Here is a 25,633-nt window from a genome sequence, read left to right on the forward strand (position 1 = left end):
GCAATTTGTTTATAATAATTTTAGGACGTATAGGTCTTTGGTTGTAAATAACCACTTATTTTCACCTGTTGAATTCTTTAATCTAAAAAAAGACATATCTCCTTGACCTTAACGTTTCAAACGAAATAAATCAAATTCAACATGTTAATGCATCTCTTACGGTTGTTTACGAAATCAAGCCTTAAATATTTGTTATTGCTTGTCGTTGTCATAAAGGAAGCAGAACACAATGAAAAATCAAGTTTAGTATTAGTTAACATCCAAACAAGAAGGAATAACCAACAATAAATGTCAAAACCGACGCAAATTTTATATTTGCGTCGGTTTTGACAAATTACGTAAGCTGCAAAACTTGTATTAATTATCCATTTAATAAAACTTCTTCCGCAGCAGCTACGGCTTTTCCTTTTTCTATTTTCATACCCAGTTCAACTAAAACCATTTCAAGACATGCAAAACCTACTAAAAGATCGGCTTTGCCTATGTAGCCCATATGCGCAAATCTTATGATTTTGCCTTTCAAATCCGCCTGTCCTCCGGCAATGGATACACCGTACTTTTCTCTCAAAGTTTTAACGATTTTCCCGCCAATTTCTTGCGGAACTTTTGCACTGGTGACAACTTCGCATGGTACTTCTCCAAAAAGCTCAAGCCCGATAGCCCGCATTCCAGCTCTTGCCGCTTTTGCAAGAAGTTTATAATCATTCCATATATTTTCAATTCCCTTTTCTTTTATCATCTTTAAAGATTCCTGAAGTGCAACTATGAGCGTTACCGGAGGAGTAAAAGGAGTTTCATTTGTGGCATAAGATTTTTTATATTTTTTTATATCAAAATAAAATTTAGGAAGTTTTGAAGTTTCGACAAGTTTCCACGCTTTGTCGCTTAAAGTGATAAAAGCAAGTCCCGGTGCAAGCATCAAGCCTTTCTGCGAACCTGAAACGTTTACATCGACTTTCCATTCGTCCGTTTTGAATTCCTGCCCTGCGAGACCGGAAACTGTATCCACAACCAAAACAGCGGATGTCTTTGAAACTATATCACCTATCGCTTTTATATTGTTGGCTACTCCGGTAGATGTTTCCGTAAATGTAGTATATACGGCCTTTATATTAGGATTTGCTTTAAGCGCTTTTTCTATTTCCTCAGGTTTTACGGCATTCCCCCACGGAACGGAAACAGAGGTAACTTTAACACCATAGGTTTCAGCTATCTTTATCCACCTGTCGCCAAAATTTCCACAGCTGGCAACTATAACTTCATCATCTGGACTTAAAATGTTTACAACGGCCATTTCCATGGCACCGGTTCCAGAACCTGCAAGCAAAAATACTTCGTTTTTTGTCTGAAAGACGTATTTCAATCCTTCGGCTACGTCTTTGTAGATGTCAGCAAATTCATTCGTACGGTGATGCAGTATCGGTAAAGCTTCCTTAAGTGCCACTTCCGGTGGAATAGGTGTTGGTCCCGGTGTTAAAAGATAGTGTTTTTTCATCTCATTACCTCCGTTATTTTTTGTTTTTCTTTTTTGTCTGCGATTTATTTATATCAGCTGCGCAGGAAAAATTGCCCATCTGAAGTTTTTCAATTGCAAAAAAAATAACTTCATCCATATGCGAAACTGGTATCATCTTAATTTTTTCTTTTATGTCCTGCGGTATATCAACAAGATCTTTTTTATTGCTTTCCGGAAATAATACCGTATTTATTCCTTCCCTGAAAGCTGCCAAAACCTTTTCTTTCAGACCGCCTATAGCCAAAACACGTCCTCTTAAAGTAACTTCACCTGTCATGGCGATTCTTTTCTTTACAGGTTTATTCATGCAAACTGATGCCAGCGCCGTAGCCAAAGCTATACCCGCACTAGGACCATCTTTAGGAACGGCTCCTTCAGGAACATGAACATGGAAATCCGTATCTTTAAACATGCTTTCAGCTATATTAAGCTTATCAGACGATGAACGCACATAAGTAAGAGCAGCTTGAGCTGACTCTTTCATTACATCGCCAAGTTTTCCCGTAAGTACCAGTCCGCCTTTGCCTTTCATTTTGTTTACTTCAATCGTAAGAGTTTCCCCTCCGGCTTCAGTCCACGCAAGTCCCGTCACGACGCCGATGTCATTTTCGGATATGCGCTCTCTTTCGTAAAGTGGAATGCCGAGATATTTGTTTAACTTTTCTGCAGTTATGGTTATGGATTTAATATTTGTGTCAAAAGCCAGATCCTTTGCCGCTTTTCTGCAAAGATTGGCTATTTCCCTGCTCAGGTTTCTTACGCCGGCTTCATGTGTATAATTTTTTATGACGGAAGCAAGCGCATCTTCAGGTATAATAAGCTCATCTTTTTTCAGCCCGTGTTCAGCCAGTTGTTTGGGAATGATGAAATCGCGCGCAATATGACTTTTTTCGTCATCGACATATCCTGAAAATCGTATAATTTCAAGCCTGTCAAGCAAAGTGTTCGGTATATTGTGCAAAGTATTTGCCGTGGTTATGAACATGACTTTTGATAAATCAAAATCAACGTCAAGATAATGATCGCCGAAAGCATAGTTCTGTTCTGGATCCAAAACTTCTAAAAGAGCCGCGGAAGGATCGCCTCTCCAATCGGCTCCTATTTTATCTATTTCGTCTAAAATAAATACAGGATTATTTGAACAGGCTTTTTTCATAGACTGTATTATTTTGCCCGGCATAGAACCGATATATGTGCGTCTGTGTCCTCTGATTTCAGCTTCATCTCTAACACCGCCCATGGAAATTCTGACAAAATTTCTACCGAGACTTCTTGCCACAGATTTTGCTATAGAGGTTTTGCCAACTCCGGGAGGACCTATAAAACAAAGAATTGGTCCTTTAATTTTATGAACTCTAGAAAGAACGGCAAGATATTCAAGTATTCTGTCTTTTACTTTTTCCAGCCCATAATGATCTTGATCTAAAATTTCTTTTGCTCTTCTTAAATCAAGATTGTCTTCCGTAGATTTTTCCCAAGGAAGATCTATTATCCATTCGAGATAAGTTCTGATTACCGTGGCTTCTGGAGACATCGGCATCATCTTTTCAAGCCTTGACAGCTCCTTTTCCGCCATTTCTCTGGCGGCGGCGGGCATTTTCATATTTTTAAGTTTTAATCTAAGCTCATCCAAATCTTTCTGCGCGTCATCTTTTTGTTTTAATTCTTTCTGAATGGCTTTCATCTGTTCGGTAAGATAATATTCTTTTTGAGTTTTTTCTATTTGATTTCTCACCCTGTTTTGTATACGCCTCTCAATATTTAGAATCTCGATTTCTGCATTGAGTATTTGTATGATTTTTTCAAGCCTTTCTATCGGATTTACAAGTTCCAAGATGGACTGTTTATCATTATTTTTTATAGCCAAATGAGAAGCGATTGTATCGGCAAGCCTTGCGGGATCGGAAATATTGTTTACCGAAACTGAAACTTCCATCGGCATTCTGGGATTTAATTTTACGTATTGCTCAAAAAGTGAAATTGCACGGCGCATAATAGCTTCAGACTCGGCCGTCTTTTCCACCTTTTCATCAAAAATATTAAGCCCTACTTCAACATATCCTCTGTCATTACGTCTGAAATCCGTCCACTGAGCTCTGTTCAAGCCTTCAACCAAGGCTTTAAGTGTGCCGTCCGGCATTTTTAACATCTGTAAAACTTCGCATACAGTTCCGATATTAAAAATATCATCAGGCATAGGCTCTTCTATCTGTATATTTTTTTGCGTGACCACAAAAATAAGCCTGTTTGTCGCCATTGCTTCTTCCAAAGCCCTTACAGATTTTTCCCTCCCCACTGCCAAAGGCAAAACCATGGCAGGATAAAGAATAATATCTCTGACAGGAAGCATGGGCAAAGTGTCGGGTATTTTCTGATTATCATTTTTATCACTTGTGAATCTATCTAATTCGCTCATGCCGTCTCCTTTGTACCGCTGCGGTACACCAGTTTTGGCTTTTCTTTTTTTTCTGCCGCTTCAAGAGTAATTATACATTTTTCAATATCTTCATTATCTGGAACTTCAAACATCGTATCTGTTAAAATGTTTTCTATTATCGATCTCAATCCTCTTGCTCCGGAACCTCTTCTCAAAGCCTCGCCGGCTATAAACTCCAATGCGTTTTTATCAAATGAAAGTTCCACGCCTTCTATTTCAAACATTTTTTTATATTGTTTTGCCAAAGCGTTCTTAGGCTTTGTTAAAATATGAACCATATCGTCAACTGTCAAATGATTAAGCGTAGAAACTACGGGAAGTCTTCCAACAAATTCTGGAATCATCCCAAACTTTATCAGATCTTCGGTTTGAACTTTTGAAAGGGTAAAATCTTTGTCTTTTATTTTATCTCTGTTATCTGAACCATCGGTAATAAAACCAAGAGTTTTTTTCGAAATTCTTTTTTCTATTATCTTTTCAAGCCCATCAAAAGCACCTCCACAGATAAACAGAATATTCGTAGTATCTATTTTTATGTATTCCTGCTGAGGATGTTTTCTTCCCCCCTGAGGAGGAACGTTTGCAACGGTACTTTCAAGTATTTTTAGAAGAGCCTGCTGAACACCTTCTCCTGAAACGTCTCTCGTAATCGAAGGCGTGTCAGATTTTCTAGATATTTTGTCTATCTCATCAATATAAATTATTCCTCTTTCGGCTTTTTTGACATCAAAATTGCTGTTCTGTATAAGCCTTAAAAGTATATTTTCGACATCTTCGCCTACATATCCAGCTTCCGTAAGCGTCGTAGCGTCGACTATGGCAAAAGGAACATCTAAAACTCTGGCCAAAGTCTGGGCAAGCAGCGTTTTTCCGGTTCCTGTAGGACCCAAAAGCAATATATTTGATTTTTGAAGCTCAACATCGTTTTTTTCAGACGTTGCAGAAGTTTCTATTCTTCTGTAATGATTGTACACTGCTACAGAAAGAGTCTTTTTGGCATATTCCTGTCCAATAACATAATCGTCTAGAAAACGCTTAATTTCTCTGGGTTTAGGAAGCTTTTTTACCGAAGCCTTAGCTTCTCTTCTGTTTATATTGTCAAAAATCTCTTTTGAGCTTTTAGCGCACTCTTCACAAATATAATTGCCGTTGCCCCCTACAAGACGGTAAGGCGCTCCTTTTTTACAAAACATACAGCGTTGTTCATTATTAAAATTATCCATTTTATTTTAAACTCACTATTACTTCATCTATAATTCCATAATCTTTTGCTTCCTGCGCAGACATATAATAATTTCTGTCCGTATCTTTTAGAACCTGTACGGCGGTATTGCCTGTATGTTTTGCTATTATTTCTGAAAGTTTCTGTTTTGTGAAAACAAGCTCTTTGGCTTCAATGTCTATGTCGGAAACCGTTCCTGACAAACCTCCGCCATAAATTAAAGGCTGATGAATCATAATTCTCGAATGTGTAAGGGCATATCTTTTGCCTTTTGTGCCGGCGGCAAGCAAAACCGCACCGAAAGACATCGCCATGCCCATGCATATAGTGGTAATCGGACTCTTAATGAACTGCATGGTGTCATAAACTGCAAGTCCTGCGGTAACCATTCCGCCTGGAGAATTTATGTATAAACTTATATCTTTTCCGGGTTCTTCCGAATCAAGATATAAAAGCTGGGCAATTAAAACGTTTGCGGAATCAGTAGCGATTGCTCCATCGTGTCCACCGACAAAAATTATTCTGTCTCTGAGCAGACGCGAATACAAATCATAAGTTACCGCCGACCCCTGATTCCATCTTTCTATTACAGTTGGTATTAAAGAAGGCATTGCTCTTCTCCTAAAATATTAAAATACTGCTACATATTATACTTAAAAAAAGTGCAACTCTACAGTCTTTGCGGAAGCAGATTATAAAGACAACTGCAAATTCCGCGGCTCCGTGCACAATGACAAAAACGAAAAAATGGATTGCGGCTCGGGGTCCGCAATGACGACAACGGCAACAACAACGGCAAAGTGGGTTGATGACAGACAAGGCAGTCGGCAAAACTCCTTCCTGCACAGCACATCTGACTGCCCGTTTATTTATCCTCTTTAAGCGGCATGTCTTTAACCACTTCCTCAATTTTTGCATTATCCAACAAAAATTTAAAGAGCTTTGTTTCTTTAAGCGAAATTATAATATTTTCTTTATTTTCTTCAAAATATTTTTCAACAGCTTCATCCCTTCCGGGATTTACTGTTTTCATTCTGTTTTTTTCTTCATCCAAATCATGCTCAGTGATTTGAAGTTTTTCATTTATATAAAGCGCATTTAAAATATACGAAAGCCTGACATTTTTTTCGGCTTCTTCTTTAAATTTTTGCTGTCCAAGCTCCACCTGTTTGTCAATATAATCTTTTTGAGTACCCTGTTTTTGCATATACTCTTTCATTTTTTTAACTAAATTTTCTTTTTGGCGTTCAACAAGAGACTGTGGAACTTCAAAAACGTTTTTTTTAATAAGATATTCGATAATTTGTTTTTCTACATCAATATCCTGACGACGTTTTTCTTCGGCTTCAATAGCTTCTTTCGCTTTATTTTTCAAATCTTCTAGATTTTCCACTCCCATATCTTTTGCAAAATCATCGTTAAGATCTGGCAATTCTTTTTCTTTTATTTCCTGAACAGTCGTTTTAAACATTATGGTTTTTCCAGCTAAAGTTTTATTGGGATAATCCGCTGGATATTCGGCTTTTACATCTCTTTCATCACCGATTTTTGCGCCTTTAAGAGCTTCTTTAAAACCTTTTACCGTATTGTCATAGCCGAAGTCTAGCATATGATTTTTTGCACTAATCTCAGGCAAGGCAATTCCGTTATCAAAAGCTTCATAATCCACTACGGCAAAACTTTTTTCTCCGATAACTCCGCTTTTCGAAGGGATAAGTTTAGCATTTCTTTCTCTTAAAGCATCCAAACTTTGAGCAAGACTGGCGCCGGTAACTTTAAATATTTCTTTTTTGACAGGTATTGCTTTATAGTCTTTCACTTCAATTGAAGGATGACATTCCGCGGTAAAACGATATTTCAAAGTATTACCGACTTCATAATCAAACTCATCCACAACGGGAAAATCTATGGGAAGAAACTTTTCTTTTTCGAGAGCATTAAGAATAGTCCCTTTTATTACATTTTCAACAGCCCTGCTTTTGGCTTCCTCGGCATATTTTTCTCTTATAATGTTCATCGGTGTTTTACCCTGCCTGAAACCATCAAGCCTGACCTGCCTTTGAAGTCCGATAAAAGCTTCGTCAATTTTTTTTACGGCCGTTTCGGGAGAAACCTCAACATCGAGTGTAATTGAACACGCTTTTTTATCTATAACGGTAGATTTAAAATCGATTTTTTTACTTTCTTCAGCCATTTATTTCCCCTTATAAAAATATTAATTTTGTTATGCGGACGGAGGGACTTGAACCCCCACACCTTGCGGTATATGGTCCTAAGCCATACGCGTCTGCCAATTCCGCCACGCCCGCAATCATATATTTATGCTCTCTCATGCAAACCATACATCAAATCGGATTTACTGCAATAATAAAAATAGAGAACGCATAAGACTGCGTTCAAATTCATCTAAATGTATGTTCTAAAAAATGCGCTGCATAGGAATTGAACCTATAACCTAACGATTAAGAGTCGTTTGCTCTACCAATTGAGCTAGCAGCGCGCTAAAATACCGCAGGTATATGATGTCAATATTCGAAAATTTTAACATACTGATGGTAAAAAGTCAATGGATTATAGAATATTACAACATATTGGAAATTTTAGTTTTTAAGAAGCTGTTGGAATAATGTCTTTTTGAATTATACCAACAAAAGACAATTTTTAAGTCTTTTGTTGGTAACTTCGCAATTCATAGCTAAAGCTTTTTGGAACTACCGCGTAATTAAATATATGTTCAATACCATCAATTATCAGAGAGTAAGAGTAAACACTATTCTCAATAGAGTGTAGTTTAAAACTTATTTAGGCGGGAAGTTTTGCCACAACATTATTGTCATCGGATTGTAGTTTTCTTTAAAATAGACGTATTCTCCAGATGATATCTCGACATTGATATAGTTCTTAAAAATATTAAAAAAATTGCTTAAAAAAGCAGCGTCTTTTTGCCGCTGGTTTTTGGATACTGCATTGAATAAATCCTCGATTAGATTCTTTGTCTGTAGAAGATTTATGGGGTTTAACTGCCTGCGGGCTTTTAATATCTCAAGAAAACTTTTGTAAAATAAGCCTGTTTTATCGTTTCTATCTGTTCTTGCAGGACTGCTGTTATTTCAGACAATTCTTTTCTCTTTGAAATCAGCTCGTTAAGCAGATTTATGGTTTCCATATACAATTCGGCACTTTCTATTCCGGCGGCAGCCGCCGTTACATCGTTATTTGCATAAAAGTATTCGACGCCGTTTAGTTTTCCTGTATTGAGCAGAGCGTCAATCATATCTTTACCTATCGCTTTTTCATTTACGGATTTAAGCCATTGGAAATTTATATGATTTGAGTAAGAGCCTTCAAGATACACAGAGAGAAGATTATATTTTCTATTGATAAACGACAGAATTTGCGATATATTTTTTGGAGTTTGGTGGTGGCAGTGTAAATCTTGTATCAAAATAACAACGTCTTGCGAGTCAAATCAGTTTTTATATTCTCTTAAAAGATATATCAATTTTCCCAAAATTTTAAAATTTTTAGGATAAATCGGCGGATATGCCATATTTGTAGATATAAGACAAACTTTGCCGCTGGTTTTACTGTAAACTTTTATTGCCGACTCTCCGTCAACAAGAGCAACAACTATGTCGCCGTTAGAGACTTGACTGTTTTTGGATATTACTACGGTATCGCCTTCGACTATTCCTGAAGGTTCCATGCTGTCGCCGCGCACTTTTAAAGCAAAACATTTCCTGCTTCTTGTGATGTCGGTGTTTATATAAACATAATCCTGCGCATCTTCAACGGGTTCAAGGAAAGTTCCCGCGTGAACGTTTCCTAAAACAGGAACAGGCGTAAATTTCTGACGGGCAGGCATTTCAATACCACGAGCTATCGACTCTTTTTTATTCAAAAAACCTTTCTTTTCTAAAATTTTTAGATATTTCTGTACAGGAGCTATTGTGATATTGAATCTCGCGGCTATTTCCCTTATCGTAGGCATATTTCCGTTCTCAAGATAAAATTCCTCTATAAAATCCAAAACAGCCTGCTGCTTTTCGGTCAATTTATCCATACCATCCTCCTATTTATTTTTTTTAAATATATAGCGTACATTTGTATTCTGTGTCAATTATTATTTTGTTTTTGCTATAATACGTCTATGAAAAAAAACTCTTTAATAAAGATTGATTTTATAAAAACTCCCACAAATGATTCAAAGGACCTTTCAGGTTTAAAATGTTTTTGGACTGGAATTAAACATCTTATCCTACAGAGAGAACGACATTTTGATGACGTTTGGAAAAAAGGTTCCGAAGAAGAAATTTTTGCGGAACTTGTTTTCTGTCTTTTCACGCCTCAAAGCAAGGCCGTGTCATGTTGGGCCGCTGTAAACACGCTCGCAGAAGAAAATATGATTTTTGAAGCCGACTGCAAACAGATTGTCGAAAAAATATCGAAAGTACGTTTTAGAAATAATAAAGCAAAATATCTGGTTGAAGCAAGAAATTTTTTCACTGTTAACGGTAAAATGGCAATTAAAGAAAAGCTGGCCTCATTTAATAATATTTATGAGTTGAGAGAATGGATTATTAAAAATATTGACGGAATAGGTTATAAAGAAGCCGGACATTTCCTAAGAAATATAGGGATAGGAAAAGAGCTTGCAATTCTTGACAGACACATACTTAAAAATCTGAAAATACTCGGTGCAATTGACAAAATACCGAAAACTTTAACAAAAAAAACTTATTTGGAAATAGAAAAGAAAATGCAGAATTTTTGTAAAAAAGCAGGTATTCCCATGCCGCATATGGATATGCTTTTATGGTGCAAAGAAAGCGGAGGAATTTTTAAATAAATGCAGTAAGAGAGAAAGTAATATGGATATGAACGCTTTAAATAAAATCCAGTATGGAATATACATAATTTCTTCTAAAGCCGACGGAAGAATTTGTGCACAGCTTGTAAACAGCCTTTTTCAAGTAACCGCTGAACCTGTTAAGTTTGCGATAAGCATTTCCAAACAAAATTTCAGCTGCGCAATCATAGAAAAAGCCGGAAGATATGCAATAACGGCATTATCGGAAGACGCTCCATTTGAATTCATTGGCAAATTCGGATTTCAAAGCGGAAGAACAGTAAATAAATTTGAAAAAGTTAAATATACACTTTCCGATATAACCGGAATTCCAATAATTTTAGATTATGCTGCGGCGGTATATGAAACAGAAATTGAAAATAAAATTGATTTGGACACGCATATTTTATTCATAAGCAAAGTAATGGATATGAAAATCATAGATGCGTCAAAAAACACCATGACTTACGATTATTACCACAAAGTAAAAGGTGGATTAACAGCTAAAAATGCCCCGACTTTTATAAAACGCTTATAAGAATATATATCTTTTTTTGCATGAATACATACAGTCGAATTTTGTTTCTTTATAATTATTAAATTCTTTACGCTTCGGCAAATAAAGGCGTGGACAGATATCTTTCTCCTGTATCTGGAAGTATAACTACTATTTTCTTCCCGGCATTTTCCGGACGCTTTGCAAGTTCAGTAGCTGCAAAAAGAGCGGCTCCCGAAGATATTCCTACAAGAAGTCCTTCATCTTTTGCTATGGCTCTACCGGTTTCAAAAGCATCAGCATTTGAAACTGTAATTATTTCATCGTATATTTTTGTGTTTAGCGTATCCGGTACAAATCCCGCTCCTATACCTTGAATTTTATGAGGACCTGGAGTTCCCTTTGACAAAACCGGAGAATCAGCTGGCTCTACAGCAATGATTTTTATGTCGGAATTTTTGGATTTTAAAAATTCGCCGGCTCCGCTTATCGTTCCACCTGTCCCGATTCCAGAAACAAAAATGTCAACTTTGCCATCAGTATCTTCCCACACTTCAGGACCGGTTGTAGCCTTGTGAATGGCTGGATTTGCCGGATTTACAAATTGTCCAGGTATAAACGAATTCGTCATAGATTTTGCAAGTTCTTCGGCTTTTGCAATTGCACCTTTCATTCCTTTTGCTCCTTCTGTCAGTACAAGTTCCGCACCATATGCTTTTAAAAGATTTCTGCGTTCAATGCTCATTGTCTCCGGCATTGTAAGAATAATTCTATATCCGCGCGAAGCTGCTACTGAAGCAAGTCCTATTCCTGTATTTCCGCTGGTAGGCTCAATAATAATGGAATCTTTGTTAAGCACCCCTTTTGTTTCTGCATCATCTATCATAGCTTTTGCTATCCTGTCTTTAACGCTGCCCGCAGGGTTAAAATATTCAAGTTTTCCAATTATTTCAGCATTAAGTCCATTTTTTTTCTCGTAGTTGATGAGCCTTAATAAAGGCGTTTTTCCTATCAAATCAGTCAGATTTTCATAAATTCTTGCCATATAATCCCTCCTGTTTTAATAATACATATATGAAAAATATGCATTTGTTGTATTATATATTATTTTTTTATTTATGTCAATATGCCAGCTCAACATGCTAATGTAACAGTTTGCCATTAGCCATTAAAATTGTCAAAGAAAAAATAAATAGCAAGACCTTGTGTCCATCAGCAGCTTGAATTTGTCTTAGATCGTCAATATCGTCAAAAATCGCATGCATTGACTTTTGTTTATGCACATTGTAAAATATTACTTTATAATATAGTATTTAAGGAGATAAAAAATGAGGATTTCCGCAAAAGCAAGATACGGACTTTCATCTATGATTTGCCTTGCGCAAAAATATAATACTGGAGAGTGTACTACAATAATAAGCCTATCAGAAAGATTAAAAATATCGAAAATATATTTGGAACAGGTTTTTTCATTATTAAAGCGCGCCAATCTGGTATCGTCAACAAAAGGTTCTCAGGGAGGATACCAGATTGTAGTCGTCCCTAAAAAAATATCCGTTTACGATATTCTTTCTTCCATAGAAGCAGCTTTATTTGAAAAAACAGGTAAAACTGTTGCTGAAAGCGACGAGGCCATAGAAAAAGCTATGCATCAGACAGTTTTTAAAAAACTTGACGAAAATATTAAAGAAGTCCTTTCAAAAATAACTCTCGCGGATTTGACAAATGAAACCGAAAAACAATCTTCAAAAGATGGATACATGTTTTATTTATAAAAAGTCGGAAGAATGGAAACTTGGAAGTTTAGAAAGCCGTTTTCTGCTAAACTTCTACTCTTTTTTATCTAACTTTTAACGGCGGAATCTATAGCGTCTTTAAATATTTCAAGCCCTCTGTCAAGCTGTGCTTCAGTGACTACAAGCGGACATAAAAATCTTATTACATTCCCATATGTTCCAGCATTTTCTATTATAAGTCCATTTTTTGTGGCAATCTGTACGATTTTATTGACGATTTCAGGATATGGTGTTTTATTTGCATCTTTTATGAATTCTATGCCTGCCATACAGCCGATGCCGCGCACATCGCCTATAACTGAAAATTCTCGTTTCCAGCTATTGAAAAAAGCATTGATTTTTTTTGAAATTTCTTCCGCTTTGGCGCATAGTCCATCCTTTTCAATAATTTTTATAACTTTTAACGCTGCGGCCACAGCCAATGCGTTTCCGCCGTAAGTTCCTCCGATAACACCGGGCAAAACATCATCTGCAATACTTTTACCGACAGTTACAGAGCCTAAAGGAAGACCTGCCGCTATAGATTTTGCACATGCGACTATATCCGGAGCTGCTCCCCATTCTTCCCAATAATTTGATACAAACATCTTCCCGCTGCGAGCAAAACCTGTTTGCACTTCATCGGCTACAAGAAGAATTCCATTATCATCGCATATTTTTCTTACAGCCTGCCCCCACTTTTTAGGAGCTGGAACAAAACCGCCTTCGCCTTGAACGGGCTCAAGCACTATTGCCGCTGTATATTGTGCCGGAGAGGACTCTTCGAAAACAGTTTTTAATCTTTCAATATAATAATCTATAGCTTCATCTTCGGTATATCCTTTTGGCCTCCTGTATATGTACGGAAATTCTGCTCGGTAAACGCCATCAGGCAAAGGACCCAATCCGTGATAATAAGCTTTTTTTGACGTCATTGCAGCTGTGAGCAAAGTCCGTCCGTGAAAAGCGCCAGAAAAAGCTATAATATTAGGACGCTTTGTCGCGCTTCTTGCGATTTTTACGGCATTTTCGACAGCTTCCGCTCCAGAATTTACAAATATGCTTTGTCTTGTACGCTCTTTAAGAGGAACTATTTTATTCAGCTTTTCCGCAAGCGCTATATATCCTTCATGCGTCACTATATTTACCATAGCATGAAAAAATTTATCTGACTGCTCTTTAACTGCGGCGACAATTTCGGGATTAGAATATCCTACATTTAAAACACCCACACCGCCAACCCAATCCAAAAAAATATTTCCATCAATATCTTCAAATACAGCTCCTTCACCTCTTTTAATTACGCATGGATAAAGTGTGCGAACGGCATTTAAAACGGCCGCTTTTTTTCTTTTTAGTACGGCTTTAGCTTTAGGACCGGGTATCTCAGAAGTAATTATTTTTGGAAGCTGCACACTTAACATTTATTTCTCCATATTAATATTTTTTAGTTTTGCAGTTTGAAGCGAACTCGCAAAACATTTCCGTTATGGTCATAACTTATAATCTTGAACTTTCCCCTTTGCGCTATCTCAGAAGTGTTTGAAACGTGCCTGCCTATGCACGGACACACGTCATAATTGCCTACTTTGACAATTCTCAGAGTTTCCCCCGCTTCTTGCGGAAGTCTTGACAAATCAAACAATTCACAAGCTTTCTGTCTTGAAATAATTTCTGCAGTTACTGTCATATTCTTCGATATAATTTCATTGACTCTCTTTTCGACTTCAGCCATTTCTACATCCGAAGGAGATTTTTCCATTCTATAATCACATTTACTTTTTTTGCGTTCGATATGAGCGCTAAAACAACGTCCACAGCCGAAAACTCTTACCATGGTCTGATTAAGTATATGTTCAGTTGTATGCATAGGTCCATCGTCTTCTTTTATTCTTTGGTTTAAATCAGCTTTATTTGACATATTTGCCTCGTTAAATAAATTCTGTACCGCATCGGCGCTTACTCCCCGAATGACAAAATATTTTTATACATATACGGTATTCTATCCCTGAAAATCCCCCACGATCGCCTGAAATCGTTTATTTCATCAATATCAAATTCGGAAATTATATAACCTTCTTCTTTTTCTCCGAGCTGTTTGACTATTTCACCGGTCATTCCTGCAATAAAAGACAAACCATAAAAAGTCATAGATAAGTCACCTTCTTTCTGCGTTCCTATTCTGTTTGAAACAACTAAAGGCATTATATTTGCAGCCGCATGTCCCTGTATAACCCTTTGCCAGTGAAGCCGGCTGTCCGTGTTAAGAACAGGCTCGCTGCCTATTGTTGAAGGATATAGCAAAATTTCCGCGCCCTGCAAAGCCATACAGCGAGCGCTTTCGCAGAACCATTGGTCCCAGCAGATTCCAACTCCTATTTTTGCAAATTTCGTATCCCAGACTTTAAAACCAGTATTGCCAGGTGTAAAATAAAATTTTTCCTCATAGCAATGTCCGTCTGGAATATGAGTTTTTCTATAAATTCCCAAAACCGACCCATCGGAATCTATAACCGCCACGCTGTTAAAAGCCGTATTATTGCATTTTTCAAAAAAACTTATCGGCAGCACAACGCCCGCATTTTTCGCGATTTGTTTAAAATGATTGACTACACGGCTTTCTTCGAGGGTTTTTGCAAGTTTCAAATACTCATATTTCTGCGTCTGGCAAAAGTATGGCGTTTCAAAAAGCTCTTGAAGTAAAATAATATTTGCACCGCTTTCCACCGAAGCCTTTACAAGTTTTTCCGCTTTTGAAATATTTTTGTCCAAATCCCAGCTGCAAGACATCTGCGTTGCGGCCACGATGACTTTTCTCATATCATTCTCCTGTTTTTGTTTATAGCCGCCTGTGGCACCTGTTGTGTTATACAGTGTATATTTCCACCGCCAAGCAATATTTCTCTGGAATATATCTGAATTATTTTCCGCTGCGGATAAAGCTTTTTCAGAGTTTCCTTTGCCACATAATCGTTAGCATCATTAAAAGCGGGACAAATTACAGCCCCATTGCATATATAGTGATTTATGTATGAAGCGGCAAGCCTGTCTCCAGAGCAGCGTGTTTTTATTCCACGCACAATTTCAATTCCTGAGGCTTCTTCTTTTGTCATATACAACGGATGGGGCAGAGGGATTTTATGGACATTTAATTTTCTGCCTTTAGCATCGATTTCGCATGAAAGTATGTCGTAACAGCTTTGCGATAATTCATATTGCAGGTCATTTTTATCTTCAGTATAGGCAAGCGCGATATTTCCCGGACTCGTAAAACAGGCAATATTATCGACATGTTCATTTGTTTCGTCTGCATATATACCACGTTTAAGCCATATAACTTTCTCGACATTAAGATAATTTTTAAGTTTTTGTTCTATTTCGTATTTGCTCATCTGAGGATTTCTGCCGGGGCTCAACAAACATGCTTCGGTAGTAATGGCCGTCCCTTCACCATCAACGCATACCGAGCCTCCTTCAAGCACAAAATCGTTGCTGCGATACCTCTCTACGCCTTCAAGTTCGCAGATGAATTTTGCGATTAAATCGTCTTTATTCCATGAAGCATACAGCCCATCGACATGTCCGCCCCATGCGTTGAATTTCCAATCTATCCCGCGCATAAGCCCTTTTCCATTTATCACAAAAGTCGCTCCGCTGTCTCTCGCCCAAGAATCGTCGCTTTCGACTTCGGCTATACATATTGACGGCGGAAGTTTGATTCTTGCATTCTTATATTCTTTTGCGCTTACAAGCATTATAACCATTTCATAATCTGCAATCGCTGCCGCCGTTTTTACAAAAGCATCCTGAGCAAATTTTGCCCTGCAGCGCCAGTTGTCGGCTCGCTGCGGCCATATCATATAAGTCGCCGAATGTCTTTCAAATTCAGCGGGCATATAAAAACCATCTTGTTTGGGAGTACTAATTAACGTTTTCATATAAATTTTTCCTAAAAGTTAAATCTTCAAAGGCTAAACTTTTTCTTTGTATCTACGAGCGCCTCATCCATCCTTGAAAGAACTTTATCGAAATCTTCATAAGTCATTACCGCCGGCGGTTCAAAACGTATGGTTGAAGCATTATTTAGAGTTCCCGCCGTCATAACTCTGCGCGCAAAAAGCCCTTTTGCAACATTATATCCAACTTCACTTTTTATAAATTCTACGCCAATCATTAATCCTACACCGCGCACATCCGCAATGATTTCAGGATATTTTTTTTTAAGGTTTTTTAATCCATTCAGAAGATAAACGCCCTTTTCCCTAGCCGTTTTCGCTATATCATTTTTTATCATATAATTTATTGCGGCAATCGCCGCGGCGCAGCAAACAGGATTTCCTCCAAAAGTCGCCGAACCTAAAATCCATGGATTATTTTCAATCTCTTTAACCCACAAATAAGGTCTGGCGATAATTCCGGTTATCGGCATAACCCCACCGCCGAAAGCTTTTCCAAAAGTCATAATATCAGGGGTTACTCCTTCGGCTTCACATCTGAAAAAAGTGCCGGTACGCGACATTCCAGTCTGTATTTCATCTAAAATTAGACAAATTCCAAATTCGTCACAAAGAGAACGCACCGATTGCAAATATCCCGCGGGAGGCACGATTATTCCGGCTTCGCCCTGAATAGGTTCTAAAATAACCGCCGCTATTTCCTCGCCGCTTTTTTTAAGCTTAATAACTGTCTGTCTCATATCTTCAATGCTGCCATAGACGGCAAACGCCGTCTGCTGAATCATCGGAATGTATGGCTTGCGGTAAGTATCTTTTCCGACTACTGAAAGAGCGCCCATAGTTTTGCCGTGAAAACCGTTTAGAGTAGAAATTATCCATGATTTTTTTGTCGCAAGCCTCGCAAGTTTTAATGCCATTTCTACGGCTTCGGCTCCACCGTTAGTGAAAAAACAGTACTGCAAATCGCCAGGAGTAATCGAAGCCATAATCTGCGCAAGATAAGCGCGCAGAGGATCTAACAGTTCCTGACTATGCAAAGCCTGCCTGTTTTTAAGCTGTGCGTAAACATATTTTATTATTTCTGGATTTCTGTGGCCAAAAGTAAAAACGCCAAATCCTCCGAGGCAATCTATAAACTCATTTCCGTAAAGGTCAACGCAATAGGAATCGTAGTCGGTCAATTCTACTGCTGCTTCGTCGGTTGAAACAGATTTGCGATATTTAAGCCAGCCCGGATTTAAATGTTTGTTAAAATTTTCTATGGCGTCAGACGTTATGTTTCTTTTTTGGACGACCGTAAATTTCTCCGCCGTAATATAATTCAATGCTTTATCCAAAACTTCATTAGCTTTCTTTATATTTATCATTTTATTCACCTTTGATTAATAATCTTTCATGCCTTATTGATAAAACTGACACAAAACTTCTCAGCCCGCTATAATCTGTAAACAATCTTTTGACACATATCAATAGAATCCTGTGCTGTTTATGCAAACCAGCCGACTTTTTCGTAAACAAGATTTATATTTATCTGTTTTGCTTCCGTGTACTCGTCTAAACCGAAAGTTCCAAGCTCCCTGCCTATTCCGCTCTGTTTAAATCCGCCCCATGGCGCCTGCGCAAACGTAGGATGATAAGCATTTATCCAAGTGATACCACTGCGAACAGCTTTTATTACTCTTAAAGCGCGCGTAATATCTTTGGTAAAAACCCCTGCGGCAAGACCATAATTTGTTCCGTTAGCCAGCTCTACAGCTTGCGGTTCACTATGAAATTTCTGCACGGCGAGAACCGGTCCAAAAATTTCATCCTGAACTATTTTCATTTCTGGAGTGCAGTCTGCAAATATCGTTGGAGCTACAAAATAACCATCGGTTAAAGAATCGTCTGTCATACGATAACCTCCGCAAAGCAGCCGCGCTCCTTCTTTTCTGCCGGTTTCTATGTAAGAAAGCACTTTTTCCATATGCGTACGGGTTACAAGTGGTCCGAGTTCAGCTCCTTCCGCCATGCCGTCCGACACTTTGATTTTTTTTGTTCTGTGCATTAATAAATCCAAAAAATCGTCATAAACAGAATCCTGCAAAATCAAACGACTGCCGGCTGAACACACTTCCCCCTGATTGCAGAATATCGCAAACAACGCCCAATCGACTGCCGCTTCAATATCGTAATCATCGAAAATTATGCACGGAGACTTGCCGCCGAGTTCCAAAGAAATATTTTTAATGTTTCCTGCGGCTGCACGCATAATTTTTCTTCCCGTAACTGTACCGCCGGTAAAGGCTATTTTGTCGATTTCATGATTTTCGGCGATTTCCTGTCCTACTTTATCTCCCGCACCCATAACCAAATTTGCAACACCTTCTGGAAGTCCAGCTTCTTCAAAAAGTTCAAAAAGCCGCACAGCGCTTAAAGGTGTTATTTCTGAAGGTTTAAAAACCGATGTGTTTCCCGCTGCAAGACACGGCGCCAATTTCCATGCTGCCATCATCAACGGATAATTCCACGGCACAATCTGTCCGCATACTCCTATAGGTTCTCTGACGACAAAACTTTGAACATTTGGGTCGGGAACGCTGTAGACCTGCCCCAGAGGTTTATCTATAAGTCCTGCATAATAGCGAAAACATGCAACAGCATCTGCAGCATCGACTAGACTGTCGCGCAGCGGTTTGCCATTATTTAACGTGTCAATTTCAGCAAATTCCTCAGAATTTTTTTCAATAAGTTCCGCAATTTTAAAAAGCAGTTTACTCTTGTAAGATACGGAAGAAGTACCCCATTTTTTAAAAGCTTCTTTCGCGGCTTTAACCGCATTGCACACATCTTTAACGCTGCCTTCGCAGACTTTTGCAAATATTTTTGCATTTGCTGGATTTATAATTTCACGCATATTTTCAGAAGAAACCCATTTGCCATTTATATACATGCGTCCCATTTTTGAAAAATCCATTTTTATGCCTCCTTTCCCACCCTCTTGTCACAGGAAAATACAAAAAATATTTGCTTTCCCTGCGGCATTTTAAAGCATAAACGAAAAAGAGATTTTTATTTTGTAAATTTTGTCCATATTTCGTCATACTTTTCAACCTTTGAACCTACGTCTTTTATAAATTGTCCTTTCGAAAAAATATCAGATTTAATATTCGAGGCCGGATTATTTTTATAAGAATCGGAAACTATGCCTATCGCTGCTTTGTTCGGGCTGGCGTAAGGATATTCATCTAAAATACTTTTGCCTATGTCAGCTCTTAAAACAAAATTTATAAACTTTTCGGCATTGGCTTTGTTTTTTGCTCCTTTAACTATTGACATATTGTCAAGAAACAAATAACAGCCTTCTTCGGGGAACACTACTTCAAAATCGTCCCCGTTTTCTTGAAGACATATTGCGATTTCTGCGCTCCACATATAGCCTATCGACGTTTCTCCATTAAGCATTGAAGTTTTTGGAGAATCGCTGTCTAAAAGTTTGATATTCTGTTTTAAAGCCATAACTTTTTTTGCTACTGCATCCAAAACAGCATCATCCTCAGGATTGAATGAATATCCCATAGAATTTGCAGCTGCTCCGATTACGGCTCTTGAATCATCAAGAGCGACTATTGAATTTTTGTATTTAGCGTCAAACAGCTGCCCAAAAGAAGTAATTTTTTCATTTATTTTCTTTTTATTTACCACAATAGCCGCAACCCCGGCCATATACGGTATGGAATATCTATTTCCTGGGTCAAAATCGCGGTTTAAATATGAAAGTTCGATATTCGAAAGATTATCAATAGCATTTTTATCTATCTCAGAGAGCAGTCCTTCCTCTATCATCATTTTAACTGCATAATCCGATGGAATAACTATATCGTAAGTTCCTTCCGCGCTGCTTTTAACTTTCGCCATCATATCTTCATTTGATGAATATGTCGCAAAATTAACTTTTATTCCAGTTTCTTTTTCAAATTGTTTTATAATGCTTTCTGGTATATATTCTGTCCAGAAGAAAACGTTTAATTCTTTTGTTCCATCTGCGGGAGGTTTTGAAGAACAACCTGAGAACAAAAACAATACGAACAATGAGCATAGCGTCAAACCACAAATCAAAAACCTTTTCATTTTACTGCCTCCTTTTGAAAATATACCCGCATTTTTAACGCCGCAGTTAGTGTTCAGTATGCGGGTTTTTCTTTTTTGCTTTTTACATAAGACAATATCTGCGTTATCATAACTGCGGAAAAAGTCGCAAGCATTATAAGCGTTGATAAAGCATAAACGTCAGGGCGTATGCCGGAACGCACAGATTCCATAACTTTTAATGGAAATGTTATGGTCGAGGCACCGGTGGTAAAAAAACTTATTATAAAATCATCTATAGATAAAGTAAACGCCAAAGCTGCGCCAGAAATTATTCCTGGCAAAATTACAGGAATAGTTATCCCCGTCAGAACGCGGATTCTGTTTGCGCCCAAATCCATAGCTGCTTCTTCAAGACTTCTATCAAAACCCGATAAGCGCGCTTTTACAGTAAATACGACAAACGGTATGCTGAAAGTAGCGTGAGCTATTATAAGGCTGATGAAACCAAGTGGAACATGAGCCAAAGCAAATGAAGACAAAAGAGAAATGCCTAAAACTATTTCCGGAATTACCATAGGCACGTACAATAAAGCGTCTATCATTGTTTTTCCTTTAAATTTATATCTGAACATCGCTATGGCCGTAAGCGTTCCTATGACGGCCGCTATCAGCGTGCTTGCTGAAGCTATGATAAGCGTAGTGAAAAAAGAATCTAAAAGAGCTTCATTGGAAAACATTTCGACATACCACTTTAAAGTAAAATCTTCAAAAACTATATTACGCCTTGAAGAATTGAAAGAAAACAAAATAACGATTCCTATAGGCGCATACAGAAAAATAAAAATAAGAGCGCTAAACCCGTGCGATAATATTTTCTCTATAGTTAATGATTTGTTCTTCAGATACCGTTTCATTTATTTTTTCTCTTTTGTATTGCCGCAGACAAAATTTCTTTTTATAAACCGCATGTCATACCGCTCCAAGTTCATCGATTTTTCCTCCAGATTTTGTATATATTTTCACTAAAATTAACGTTACGGCTATCAGCATTATCGACAGAGCTGCACCAAACGGCCAGTTATAAGCAGATTTAAACTGTCTTGAAATAAGATTCCCTATTATCTGATTGTTCCCACCGCCCATTAAATCAGCTACAAAAAAGTATCCCAAAGAAGGAATAAATACCATAATCGAGCCGGCAAAAATTCCCGGAGCTGTCAGAGGAAGAAGAACATACCTGAACGTCTGTACAATACCCGCACCCAAATCTTTTGAAGCTTCTATAAGATTTTTATCGACTTTGTCTATGACGGTAAGAATCGGCAAAACCATAAATGGAAGCAGCGTATATACCATCCCGAGTACAACCGCCGACTGTGTAAACATTACTTCTAAGGGTTCATCTATAATTCCAGCATATAAAAGAAATTTATTTATATATCCGTTTTTCCCGAGCAGCGTGCGCCAGCCGTAAAGTCTTATAAGCGAATTTGTCCAAAAAGGAAGCAGAAGAGCCGTCATCATAAGCGTTTTTCTAAACGGTGTTGTCTTAGACATTATCATGGCAAACGGGTAAGCTGTTAAAATACAAATAACCGTCGTAAAAGCCGCGATGATAAACGAATTATAATATACTCCCAAAATATCGGGATTAAAAAGTTTAGCGTAATTTTTAAAAGTAAAATTGAAAACTATCCGATGGCTTTCATTCACGCCACAAAAACTTATTATGAAAATGTAAATAAGAGGGATTGCTATAAGCAGAATAAGCCATGCTGTTACCGGAGAAATCATCATAATCAGTGGAATGGTTTTTTTGCGGAATTCATGGTTAGATTTAAACATAATTTGCCTCATAAAATTTTATTTGTGTACTACGCCCTGCTGTTTCAAATCACTTTCATTTTCAGTCTGGACATTCACCGTCTCGGCTTGTTGAAAACTTTTAAACTTTTCCTCTTCCAGATATTTATATATTTTGTTTGAAATCGTAGGTATCATGACACAGTCTTTTATATTCCAGTAAACATACTGCATCTCTCCGATTTTCGGCACAGTGCTGCCTATCTGCGTATTTATTTTTACAGCTTGACCGTTGGAGAGAATAATTATGCTCTTTATGATATTTCCTAAAAAAATACTTTCTTTGACAAACCCGCACAAACCAAACCCTTCAATAGGCGTGTCGGAAAACAAAGTCATCTCAGGACGCACCGAAATATACAAAAGTTCTTCCTTTTCAAACTCTTCACCTTTTCCAAGAAGTTCTCCTGCTTCGTAATACAGTTCTGCTATAGAGTCATGCTCATTCTGAACTATGGCTTCAAATAAATTCGATTCGCCTATAAAATCAGCTATGAATTTTGTAGCCGGCTTATTATAAATTTGGCGCGGCGTACCGTATTGTTCCAGAACTCCTTTATTCATCACCGCTATGCGGTCGCTCATGGTTAAAGCTTCCTCTTGGTCGTGAGTGACAAAAACAAAAGTTATTCCGAGCTTTCTCTGAAGACTTTTAAGTTCTATCTGCATCTGTTTGCGCAGTTTCATGTCCAATGCTCCAAGCGGTTCATCAAGCAGAAGAACTTTAGGGTTATTTATGATTGCTCTGGCTATTGCCACTCTCTGCTTTTGTCCTCCAGAAAGTTGAGATGGATAACGTTTTTCAAAACCTTCGAGCCTCACGGTTGAAATCGAATGCACCACTCTAGCTTTTATTTCGTCTTTTGAAACTTTTTTCATTTTTAATCCATAAGCTATATTCTCGTAAACTGTCATATGTGGAAATAAAGCATAATTTTGAAAAACAGTATTTATATTTCTTTCAAAAGGCTCTTTATCTTCCATGTTTTCGCCTTCTATCAAAATCGTTCCGCTGGTCTGTCGTTCAAAACCAGCAATCATACGTAAAATAGTAGTTTTACCGCATCCTGAGGGTCCTAAAACTGACAAAAATTCTTTTTCATATATAGTAAGATTCAAGTCGCATACTATATGATTTTCTCCATAAAATTTATTTACATTTAATATTTCCACAATGGGTTTAGGGTTATCTTTCATACTATATCCTTTAAAAAAGACAACGACGTCTTAAAACTTCAAAGACGCCGTTGTCTTTTATACATATATAATGTCTAAAAGCTTATGTTCCACATTTTCGCTTTACATCACACAATCTCAGTTTTTTAAATCGCTTTTACTCCTCTTTCTCCAGTACGTATTCTCATGACATCGTCAACAGGAAGAATAAAAACTTTGCCATCTCCAACTTTGCCAGACGAAATTTTCTCATATATGAGATTTAAAATATCATTTACCGCCAAATCATCAACGACTACGACCGCTTGTATCTTCGGCAGCAGATTCATGCCTGCTATTTTTAAACCTTTAGCTTTAAAACTTTTCAATCCGCCCGATACAAGCCCGCCTTTCTGCTGTCCACAACCCATAACACTGGTAACGGTTATCCCGCCAATAGCATGATTATTCAAAATCGATTTTAAAGTTTCCAGTTTATCTGGACGTATTATAATTTCGAGCTTTTTCATAATCTTCTCCATTATAATCGCAAAGGAGCGGGAGAATTAATTCTCCCGCTCCTTTGCGGTATTTCTTTGTTAAGTTTATATAAGTTTAACATCTTATTTCATTTTTGTCAATATGGAAACAACTAATTACGATGAGTAGAAACAAAGCCCAGTCCTATGCCATGCCCCGTATAAGACATTACGGGATAGGATGCAGCACAGGATATCTGCTTTTGCCGTTACTTATTGACTTGTGTCATACACATTTGTAGAATACTGCTAACATAAAAACTGTTGAAACAGCAGAGAATAATGCAGTAAAACGTTTTTAAAAAATATTAATAATATTAACTCGGTCTTTTCAGAAAAAATCTCTAATTTGGCAGATAAAATCAAAAAATAACCTTAAAAAACGGATACATATTCTGCTTATGACTGTATCGTTGACGCTTTTATTTTATTTATGTTATAAAAATGAAATATAATTTTGACAAAATCATCGACAGAAAAAATACAAATTCACTTAAATACGATTTTGCATTTGAGCAAGGCTACCCGCAGGATGTGCTGCCGCTCTGGGTTGCAGATATGGATTTCCAAACGCCGCCAGAAGTTAGAAGAGTTTTAATACAATCGGCCAAACACGCGGTTTTCGGATATACAGTTCCAAAAAATAGTTATTTTGACGCGGTACAAAACTGGTTTTTCAAAAAATTCGGCTTTAAATCAAAACATGAATGGATTGTTACATCTCCTGGCATAGTATTTTCAATAGCTTCAGCGATTAAAGCTTTCACATCAAAAAATGATTCCGTGCTTATACAAACTCCGGTTTATTATCCGTTTCATTCATGCGTAAAGGTAAATGGTAGAAAACTTGTCAAAAATTCGCTTGTGTACTGCAATGGGAAATATATCATAGATTTTAAAGATTTTGAAAGAAAAATAACCACTAATAATATAAAATTATTTTTATTGTGCAGTCCACACAATCCGGTGGGTCGGGTGTGGACAAAAAACGAACTGCTGAAAATGGGCAAAGTTTGTCTAAAACATGATGTAATAATAGTATCGGATGAAATTCACTGCGATTTTATATTTAAAGGGTATGAACATACAGTTTTCGCAACACTCGGTAAAAAATTTTTAAACGACTCAATAATATGTACATCTCCAAGTAAAACTTTTAATCTTGCAGGACTTCAGATTTCGAACATTTTTATTGCTGATGAAGACAAAAGGCACAAATTTAAACTTGAAATCGAAAAAACCGGATACAGCCAGCTAAACACTATGGGAATCATCTCCTGCCAAAGCGCCTATGAAAATGACACTCGTTGGGTAGACGAATTAAATGAATATCTTCAAAATAATCTGGAATATATAAGGAATTTCATAAAAGAAAATATTCCGATGGTCAAACTTATAGAACCGGAAGGAACATATCTATTATGGTTGGATTTCAGAGGTCTAAAAATAACCGAAAGTAAATTGAAAAATCTTATCGCAAATGAAGCTAAACTACATTTGTCGTATGGAAAAGGGTTCGGCGTTGAAGGAAAAGGATTTTTTAGAATAAACATCGCATGTCCGCTTTCAACAATAAAAAAAGCTTTTAACAGGCTGAAAAATGCCATCTTAAATTATTAGAAAAAATTTGGGATTAGTCTTATAATTTCTGCACTAACACTCTTGCAAACTTCTCCTTTCCATTTATATACGGAATATATCGTTTATCTCTTATTATTTTATATCCTTTTTCCAATAACCCGTTTAGTATCGGA

22 protein-coding genes, 2 tRNA genes and 1 pseudogene are annotated in these 25,633 nt (G+C 37.3%); 4 read left to right on the forward strand and 21 right to left on the reverse strand.

Going from position 1 to position 25,633, the window contains the following annotated elements:
* Positions 1–361: 361 nt before the first annotated feature.
* The 9 genes and pseudogenes from LBD46_06060 to lexA all read right to left on the reverse strand — a co-directional run bounded on the left by LBD46_06060 (position 362) and on the right by lexA (position 9,238).
* Positions 362–1,495, reverse strand: a complete 1,134-nt coding sequence (locus tag LBD46_06060) for an alanine--glyoxylate aminotransferase family protein (GenBank protein ID MDR2426723.1) — start codon at positions 1,493–1,495, stop codon at positions 362–364.
* A 13-nt stretch (positions 1,496–1,508) separates the two neighbouring features.
* The gene (gene lon / locus LBD46_06065) at positions 1,509–3,932 is read right to left on the reverse strand and encodes an endopeptidase La (GenBank protein MDR2426724.1); all 2,424 of its coding nucleotides are present in this window, start codon (positions 3,930–3,932) and stop codon (positions 1,509–1,511) included.
* A 59-nt stretch (positions 3,933–3,991) separates the two neighbouring features.
* A pseudogene (gene clpX, locus LBD46_06070) lies at positions 3,992–5,176 on the reverse strand (ATP-dependent Clp protease ATP-binding subunit ClpX).
* A gap of 1 nt (position 5,177) precedes the next feature.
* Positions 5,178–5,786, reverse strand: a complete 609-nt coding sequence (locus LBD46_06075; GenBank protein MDR2426725.1) for an ATP-dependent Clp protease proteolytic subunit — start codon at positions 5,784–5,786, stop codon at positions 5,178–5,180.
* Between the two features lie 254 nt (positions 5,787–6,040).
* Entirely contained in the window at positions 6,041–7,369 is a 1,329-nt protein-coding gene (gene tig / locus LBD46_06080; GenBank protein MDR2426726.1) for a trigger factor, read from the reverse strand.
* A 33-nt stretch (positions 7,370–7,402) separates the two neighbouring features.
* Positions 7,403–7,484 (reverse strand) — tRNA-Leu (locus LBD46_06085).
* Positions 7,485–7,602: 118 nt separating this feature from the next.
* A tRNA-Lys gene (locus LBD46_06090) sits at positions 7,603–7,675 on the reverse strand.
* 534 nt (positions 7,676–8,209) lie between these two features.
* Entirely contained in the window at positions 8,210–8,620 is a 411-nt protein-coding gene (locus tag LBD46_06095) for a hypothetical protein (GenBank protein MDR2426727.1), read from the reverse strand.
* Positions 8,621–8,644: 24 nt separating this feature from the next.
* Positions 8,645–9,238, reverse strand: a complete 594-nt coding sequence (lexA, locus tag LBD46_06100) for a transcriptional repressor LexA (GenBank protein ID MDR2426728.1) — start codon at positions 9,236–9,238, stop codon at positions 8,645–8,647.
* Between the two features lie 87 nt (positions 9,239–9,325).
* Between lexA and LBD46_06105 the strand changes: the two genes are divergently transcribed.
* Both LBD46_06105 and LBD46_06110 read left to right on the forward strand, forming a co-directional pair.
* Positions 9,326–10,024, forward strand: a complete 699-nt coding sequence (locus tag LBD46_06105) for an N-glycosylase/DNA lyase (GenBank protein MDR2426729.1) — start codon at positions 9,326–9,328, stop codon at positions 10,022–10,024.
* Positions 10,025–10,046: 22 nt separating this feature from the next.
* Positions 10,047–10,562, forward strand: a complete 516-nt coding sequence (locus tag LBD46_06110; GenBank protein MDR2426730.1) for a flavin reductase family protein — start codon at positions 10,047–10,049, stop codon at positions 10,560–10,562.
* A gap of 67 nt (positions 10,563–10,629) precedes the next feature.
* Here LBD46_06110 and cysK read toward each other — a convergent pair whose 3' ends face one another.
* Positions 10,630–11,565: a cysteine synthase A gene (cysK, locus tag LBD46_06115; protein ID MDR2426731.1), complete on the reverse strand. Its 936-nt coding sequence runs from the start codon at positions 11,563–11,565 to the stop codon at positions 10,630–10,632.
* A gap of 283 nt (positions 11,566–11,848) precedes the next feature.
* On the opposite strand from cysK, the gene LBD46_06120 reads away from it, so the two are divergent.
* Positions 11,849–12,295 carry an Rrf2 family transcriptional regulator gene (locus tag LBD46_06120; GenBank protein ID MDR2426732.1) on the forward strand — a complete coding sequence of 149 codons (447 nt, stop codon included), beginning with the start codon at positions 11,849–11,851 and terminating at the stop codon, positions 12,293–12,295.
* A 68-nt stretch (positions 12,296–12,363) separates the two neighbouring features.
* Here the strand turns inward: LBD46_06120 and LBD46_06125 are convergent, their stop codons facing one another.
* The 11 genes from LBD46_06125 to LBD46_06175 form a co-directional block, all read right to left on the reverse strand.
* Positions 12,364–13,719, reverse strand: coding sequence for an aspartate aminotransferase family protein (locus LBD46_06125; GenBank protein ID MDR2426733.1), 1,356 nt, complete (start codon positions 13,717–13,719; stop codon positions 12,364–12,366).
* Between the two features lie 23 nt (positions 13,720–13,742).
* On the reverse strand, positions 13,743–14,216 hold the full coding sequence (locus LBD46_06130; protein ID MDR2426734.1) for a hypothetical protein: 474 nt from the start codon (positions 14,214–14,216) through the stop codon (positions 13,743–13,745).
* Between the two features lie 38 nt (positions 14,217–14,254).
* Positions 14,255–15,115 carry an N-carbamoylputrescine amidase gene (aguB, locus tag LBD46_06135; protein MDR2426735.1) on the reverse strand — a complete coding sequence of 287 codons (861 nt, stop codon included), beginning with the start codon at positions 15,113–15,115 and terminating at the stop codon, positions 14,255–14,257.
* Positions 15,112–16,233 (reverse strand): agmatine deiminase, encoded by a 1,122-nt coding sequence (gene aguA, locus LBD46_06140; GenBank protein MDR2426736.1) that lies wholly within the window; start codon positions 16,231–16,233, stop codon positions 15,112–15,114. The genes aguB and aguA overlap by 4 nt, the downstream gene beginning before the upstream one ends.
* 26 nt (positions 16,234–16,259) lie before the next feature.
* Positions 16,260–17,618, reverse strand: coding sequence for a putrescine aminotransferase (locus tag LBD46_06145; protein ID MDR2426737.1), 1,359 nt, complete (start codon positions 17,616–17,618; stop codon positions 16,260–16,262).
* 119 nt (positions 17,619–17,737) lie between these two features.
* Entirely contained in the window at positions 17,738–19,207 is a 1,470-nt protein-coding gene (locus tag LBD46_06150; GenBank protein ID MDR2426738.1) for an aldehyde dehydrogenase family protein, read from the reverse strand.
* Between the two features lie 95 nt (positions 19,208–19,302).
* Positions 19,303–20,361 (reverse strand): spermidine/putrescine ABC transporter substrate-binding protein, encoded by a 1,059-nt coding sequence (locus tag LBD46_06155; GenBank protein MDR2426739.1) that lies wholly within the window; start codon positions 20,359–20,361, stop codon positions 19,303–19,305.
* 53 nt (positions 20,362–20,414) lie between these two features.
* On the reverse strand, positions 20,415–21,236 hold the full coding sequence (locus LBD46_06160) for an ABC transporter permease subunit (GenBank protein MDR2426740.1): 822 nt from the start codon (positions 21,234–21,236) through the stop codon (positions 20,415–20,417).
* Positions 21,237–21,291: 55 nt separating this feature from the next.
* On the reverse strand, positions 21,292–22,167 hold the full coding sequence (locus LBD46_06165; protein ID MDR2426741.1) for an ABC transporter permease: 876 nt from the start codon (positions 22,165–22,167) through the stop codon (positions 21,292–21,294).
* Positions 22,168–22,185: 18 nt separating this feature from the next.
* On the reverse strand, positions 22,186–23,382 hold the full coding sequence (locus tag LBD46_06170) for an ABC transporter ATP-binding protein (GenBank protein ID MDR2426742.1): 1,197 nt from the start codon (positions 23,380–23,382) through the stop codon (positions 22,186–22,188).
* A 125-nt stretch (positions 23,383–23,507) separates the two neighbouring features.
* On the reverse strand, positions 23,508–23,870 hold the full coding sequence (locus LBD46_06175; protein MDR2426743.1) for a P-II family nitrogen regulator: 363 nt from the start codon (positions 23,868–23,870) through the stop codon (positions 23,508–23,510).
* A 453-nt stretch (positions 23,871–24,323) separates the two neighbouring features.
* Here LBD46_06175 and LBD46_06180 point away from each other — a divergent pair, with 453 nt between their 5' ends.
* A complete protein-coding gene (locus tag LBD46_06180) occupies positions 24,324–25,499 on the forward strand; it encodes a pyridoxal phosphate-dependent aminotransferase (protein MDR2426744.1) in 1,176 nt (391 codons plus the stop codon).
* The last annotated feature ends 134 nt before the right edge of the window (positions 25,500–25,633 follow it).

Source organism: Candidatus Endomicrobium procryptotermitis (genome assembly GCA_031279415.1).
Lineage (GTDB): Bacteria > Elusimicrobiota > Endomicrobiia > Endomicrobiales > Endomicrobiaceae > Endomicrobium_B > Endomicrobium_B procryptotermitis.

Coding starts and splice junctions, on each gene's coding strand:
- LBD46_06130 (MDR2426734.1), bottom strand. CDS start 14,216: ATGTCAAATAAAGCTGATTTAAACCAAAGAATAAAAGAAGACGATGGA.
- LBD46_06120 (MDR2426732.1), top strand. CDS start 11,849: ATGAGGATTTCCGCAAAAGCAAGATACGGACTTTCATCTATGATTTGC.
- LBD46_06150 (MDR2426738.1), bottom strand. CDS start 19,207: ATGGATTTTTCAAAAATGGGACGCATGTATATAAATGGCAAATGGGTT.
- aguB (MDR2426735.1), bottom strand. CDS start 15,115: ATGAGAAAAGTCATCGTGGCCGCAACGCAGATGTCTTGCAGCTGGGAT.
- LBD46_06060 (MDR2426723.1), bottom strand. CDS start 1,495: ATGAAAAAACACTATCTTTTAACACCGGGACCAACACCTATTCCACCG.
- cysK (MDR2426731.1), bottom strand. CDS start 11,565: ATGGCAAGAATTTATGAAAATCTGACTGATTTGATAGGAAAAACGCCT.
- LBD46_06110 (MDR2426730.1), top strand. CDS start 10,047: ATGGATATGAACGCTTTAAATAAAATCCAGTATGGAATATACATAATT.
- lon (MDR2426724.1), bottom strand. CDS start 3,932: ATGAGCGAATTAGATAGATTCACAAGTGATAAAAATGATAATCAGAAA.
- LBD46_06175 (MDR2426743.1), bottom strand. CDS start 23,870: ATGAAAAAGCTCGAAATTATAATACGTCCAGATAAACTGGAAACTTTA.
- LBD46_06165 (MDR2426741.1), bottom strand. CDS start 22,167: ATGTTTAAATCTAACCATGAATTCCGCAAAAAAACCATTCCACTGATT.
- LBD46_06160 (MDR2426740.1), bottom strand. CDS start 21,236: ATGAAACGGTATCTGAAGAACAAATCATTAACTATAGAGAAAATATTA.
- LBD46_06075 (MDR2426725.1), bottom strand. CDS start 5,786: ATGCCTTCTTTAATACCAACTGTAATAGAAAGATGGAATCAGGGGTCG.
- LBD46_06180 (MDR2426744.1), top strand. CDS start 24,324: ATGAAATATAATTTTGACAAAATCATCGACAGAAAAAATACAAATTCA.
- LBD46_06125 (MDR2426733.1), bottom strand. CDS start 13,719: ATGTTAAGTGTGCAGCTTCCAAAAATAATTACTTCTGAGATACCCGGT.
- aguA (MDR2426736.1), bottom strand. CDS start 16,233: ATGAAAACGTTAATTAGTACTCCCAAACAAGATGGTTTTTATATGCCC.
- LBD46_06105 (MDR2426729.1), top strand. CDS start 9,326: ATGAAAAAAAACTCTTTAATAAAGATTGATTTTATAAAAACTCCCACA.
- tig (MDR2426726.1), bottom strand. CDS start 7,369: ATGGCTGAAGAAAGTAAAAAAATCGATTTTAAATCTACCGTTATAGAT.
- lexA (MDR2426728.1), bottom strand. CDS start 9,238: ATGGATAAATTGACCGAAAAGCAGCAGGCTGTTTTGGATTTTATAGAG.
- LBD46_06170 (MDR2426742.1), bottom strand. CDS start 23,382: ATGAAAGATAACCCTAAACCCATTGTGGAAATATTAAATGTAAATAAA.
- LBD46_06145 (MDR2426737.1), bottom strand. CDS start 17,618: ATGATAAATATAAAGAAAGCTAATGAAGTTTTGGATAAAGCATTGAAT.
- LBD46_06155 (MDR2426739.1), bottom strand. CDS start 20,361: ATGAAAAGGTTTTTGATTTGTGGTTTGACGCTATGCTCATTGTTCGTA.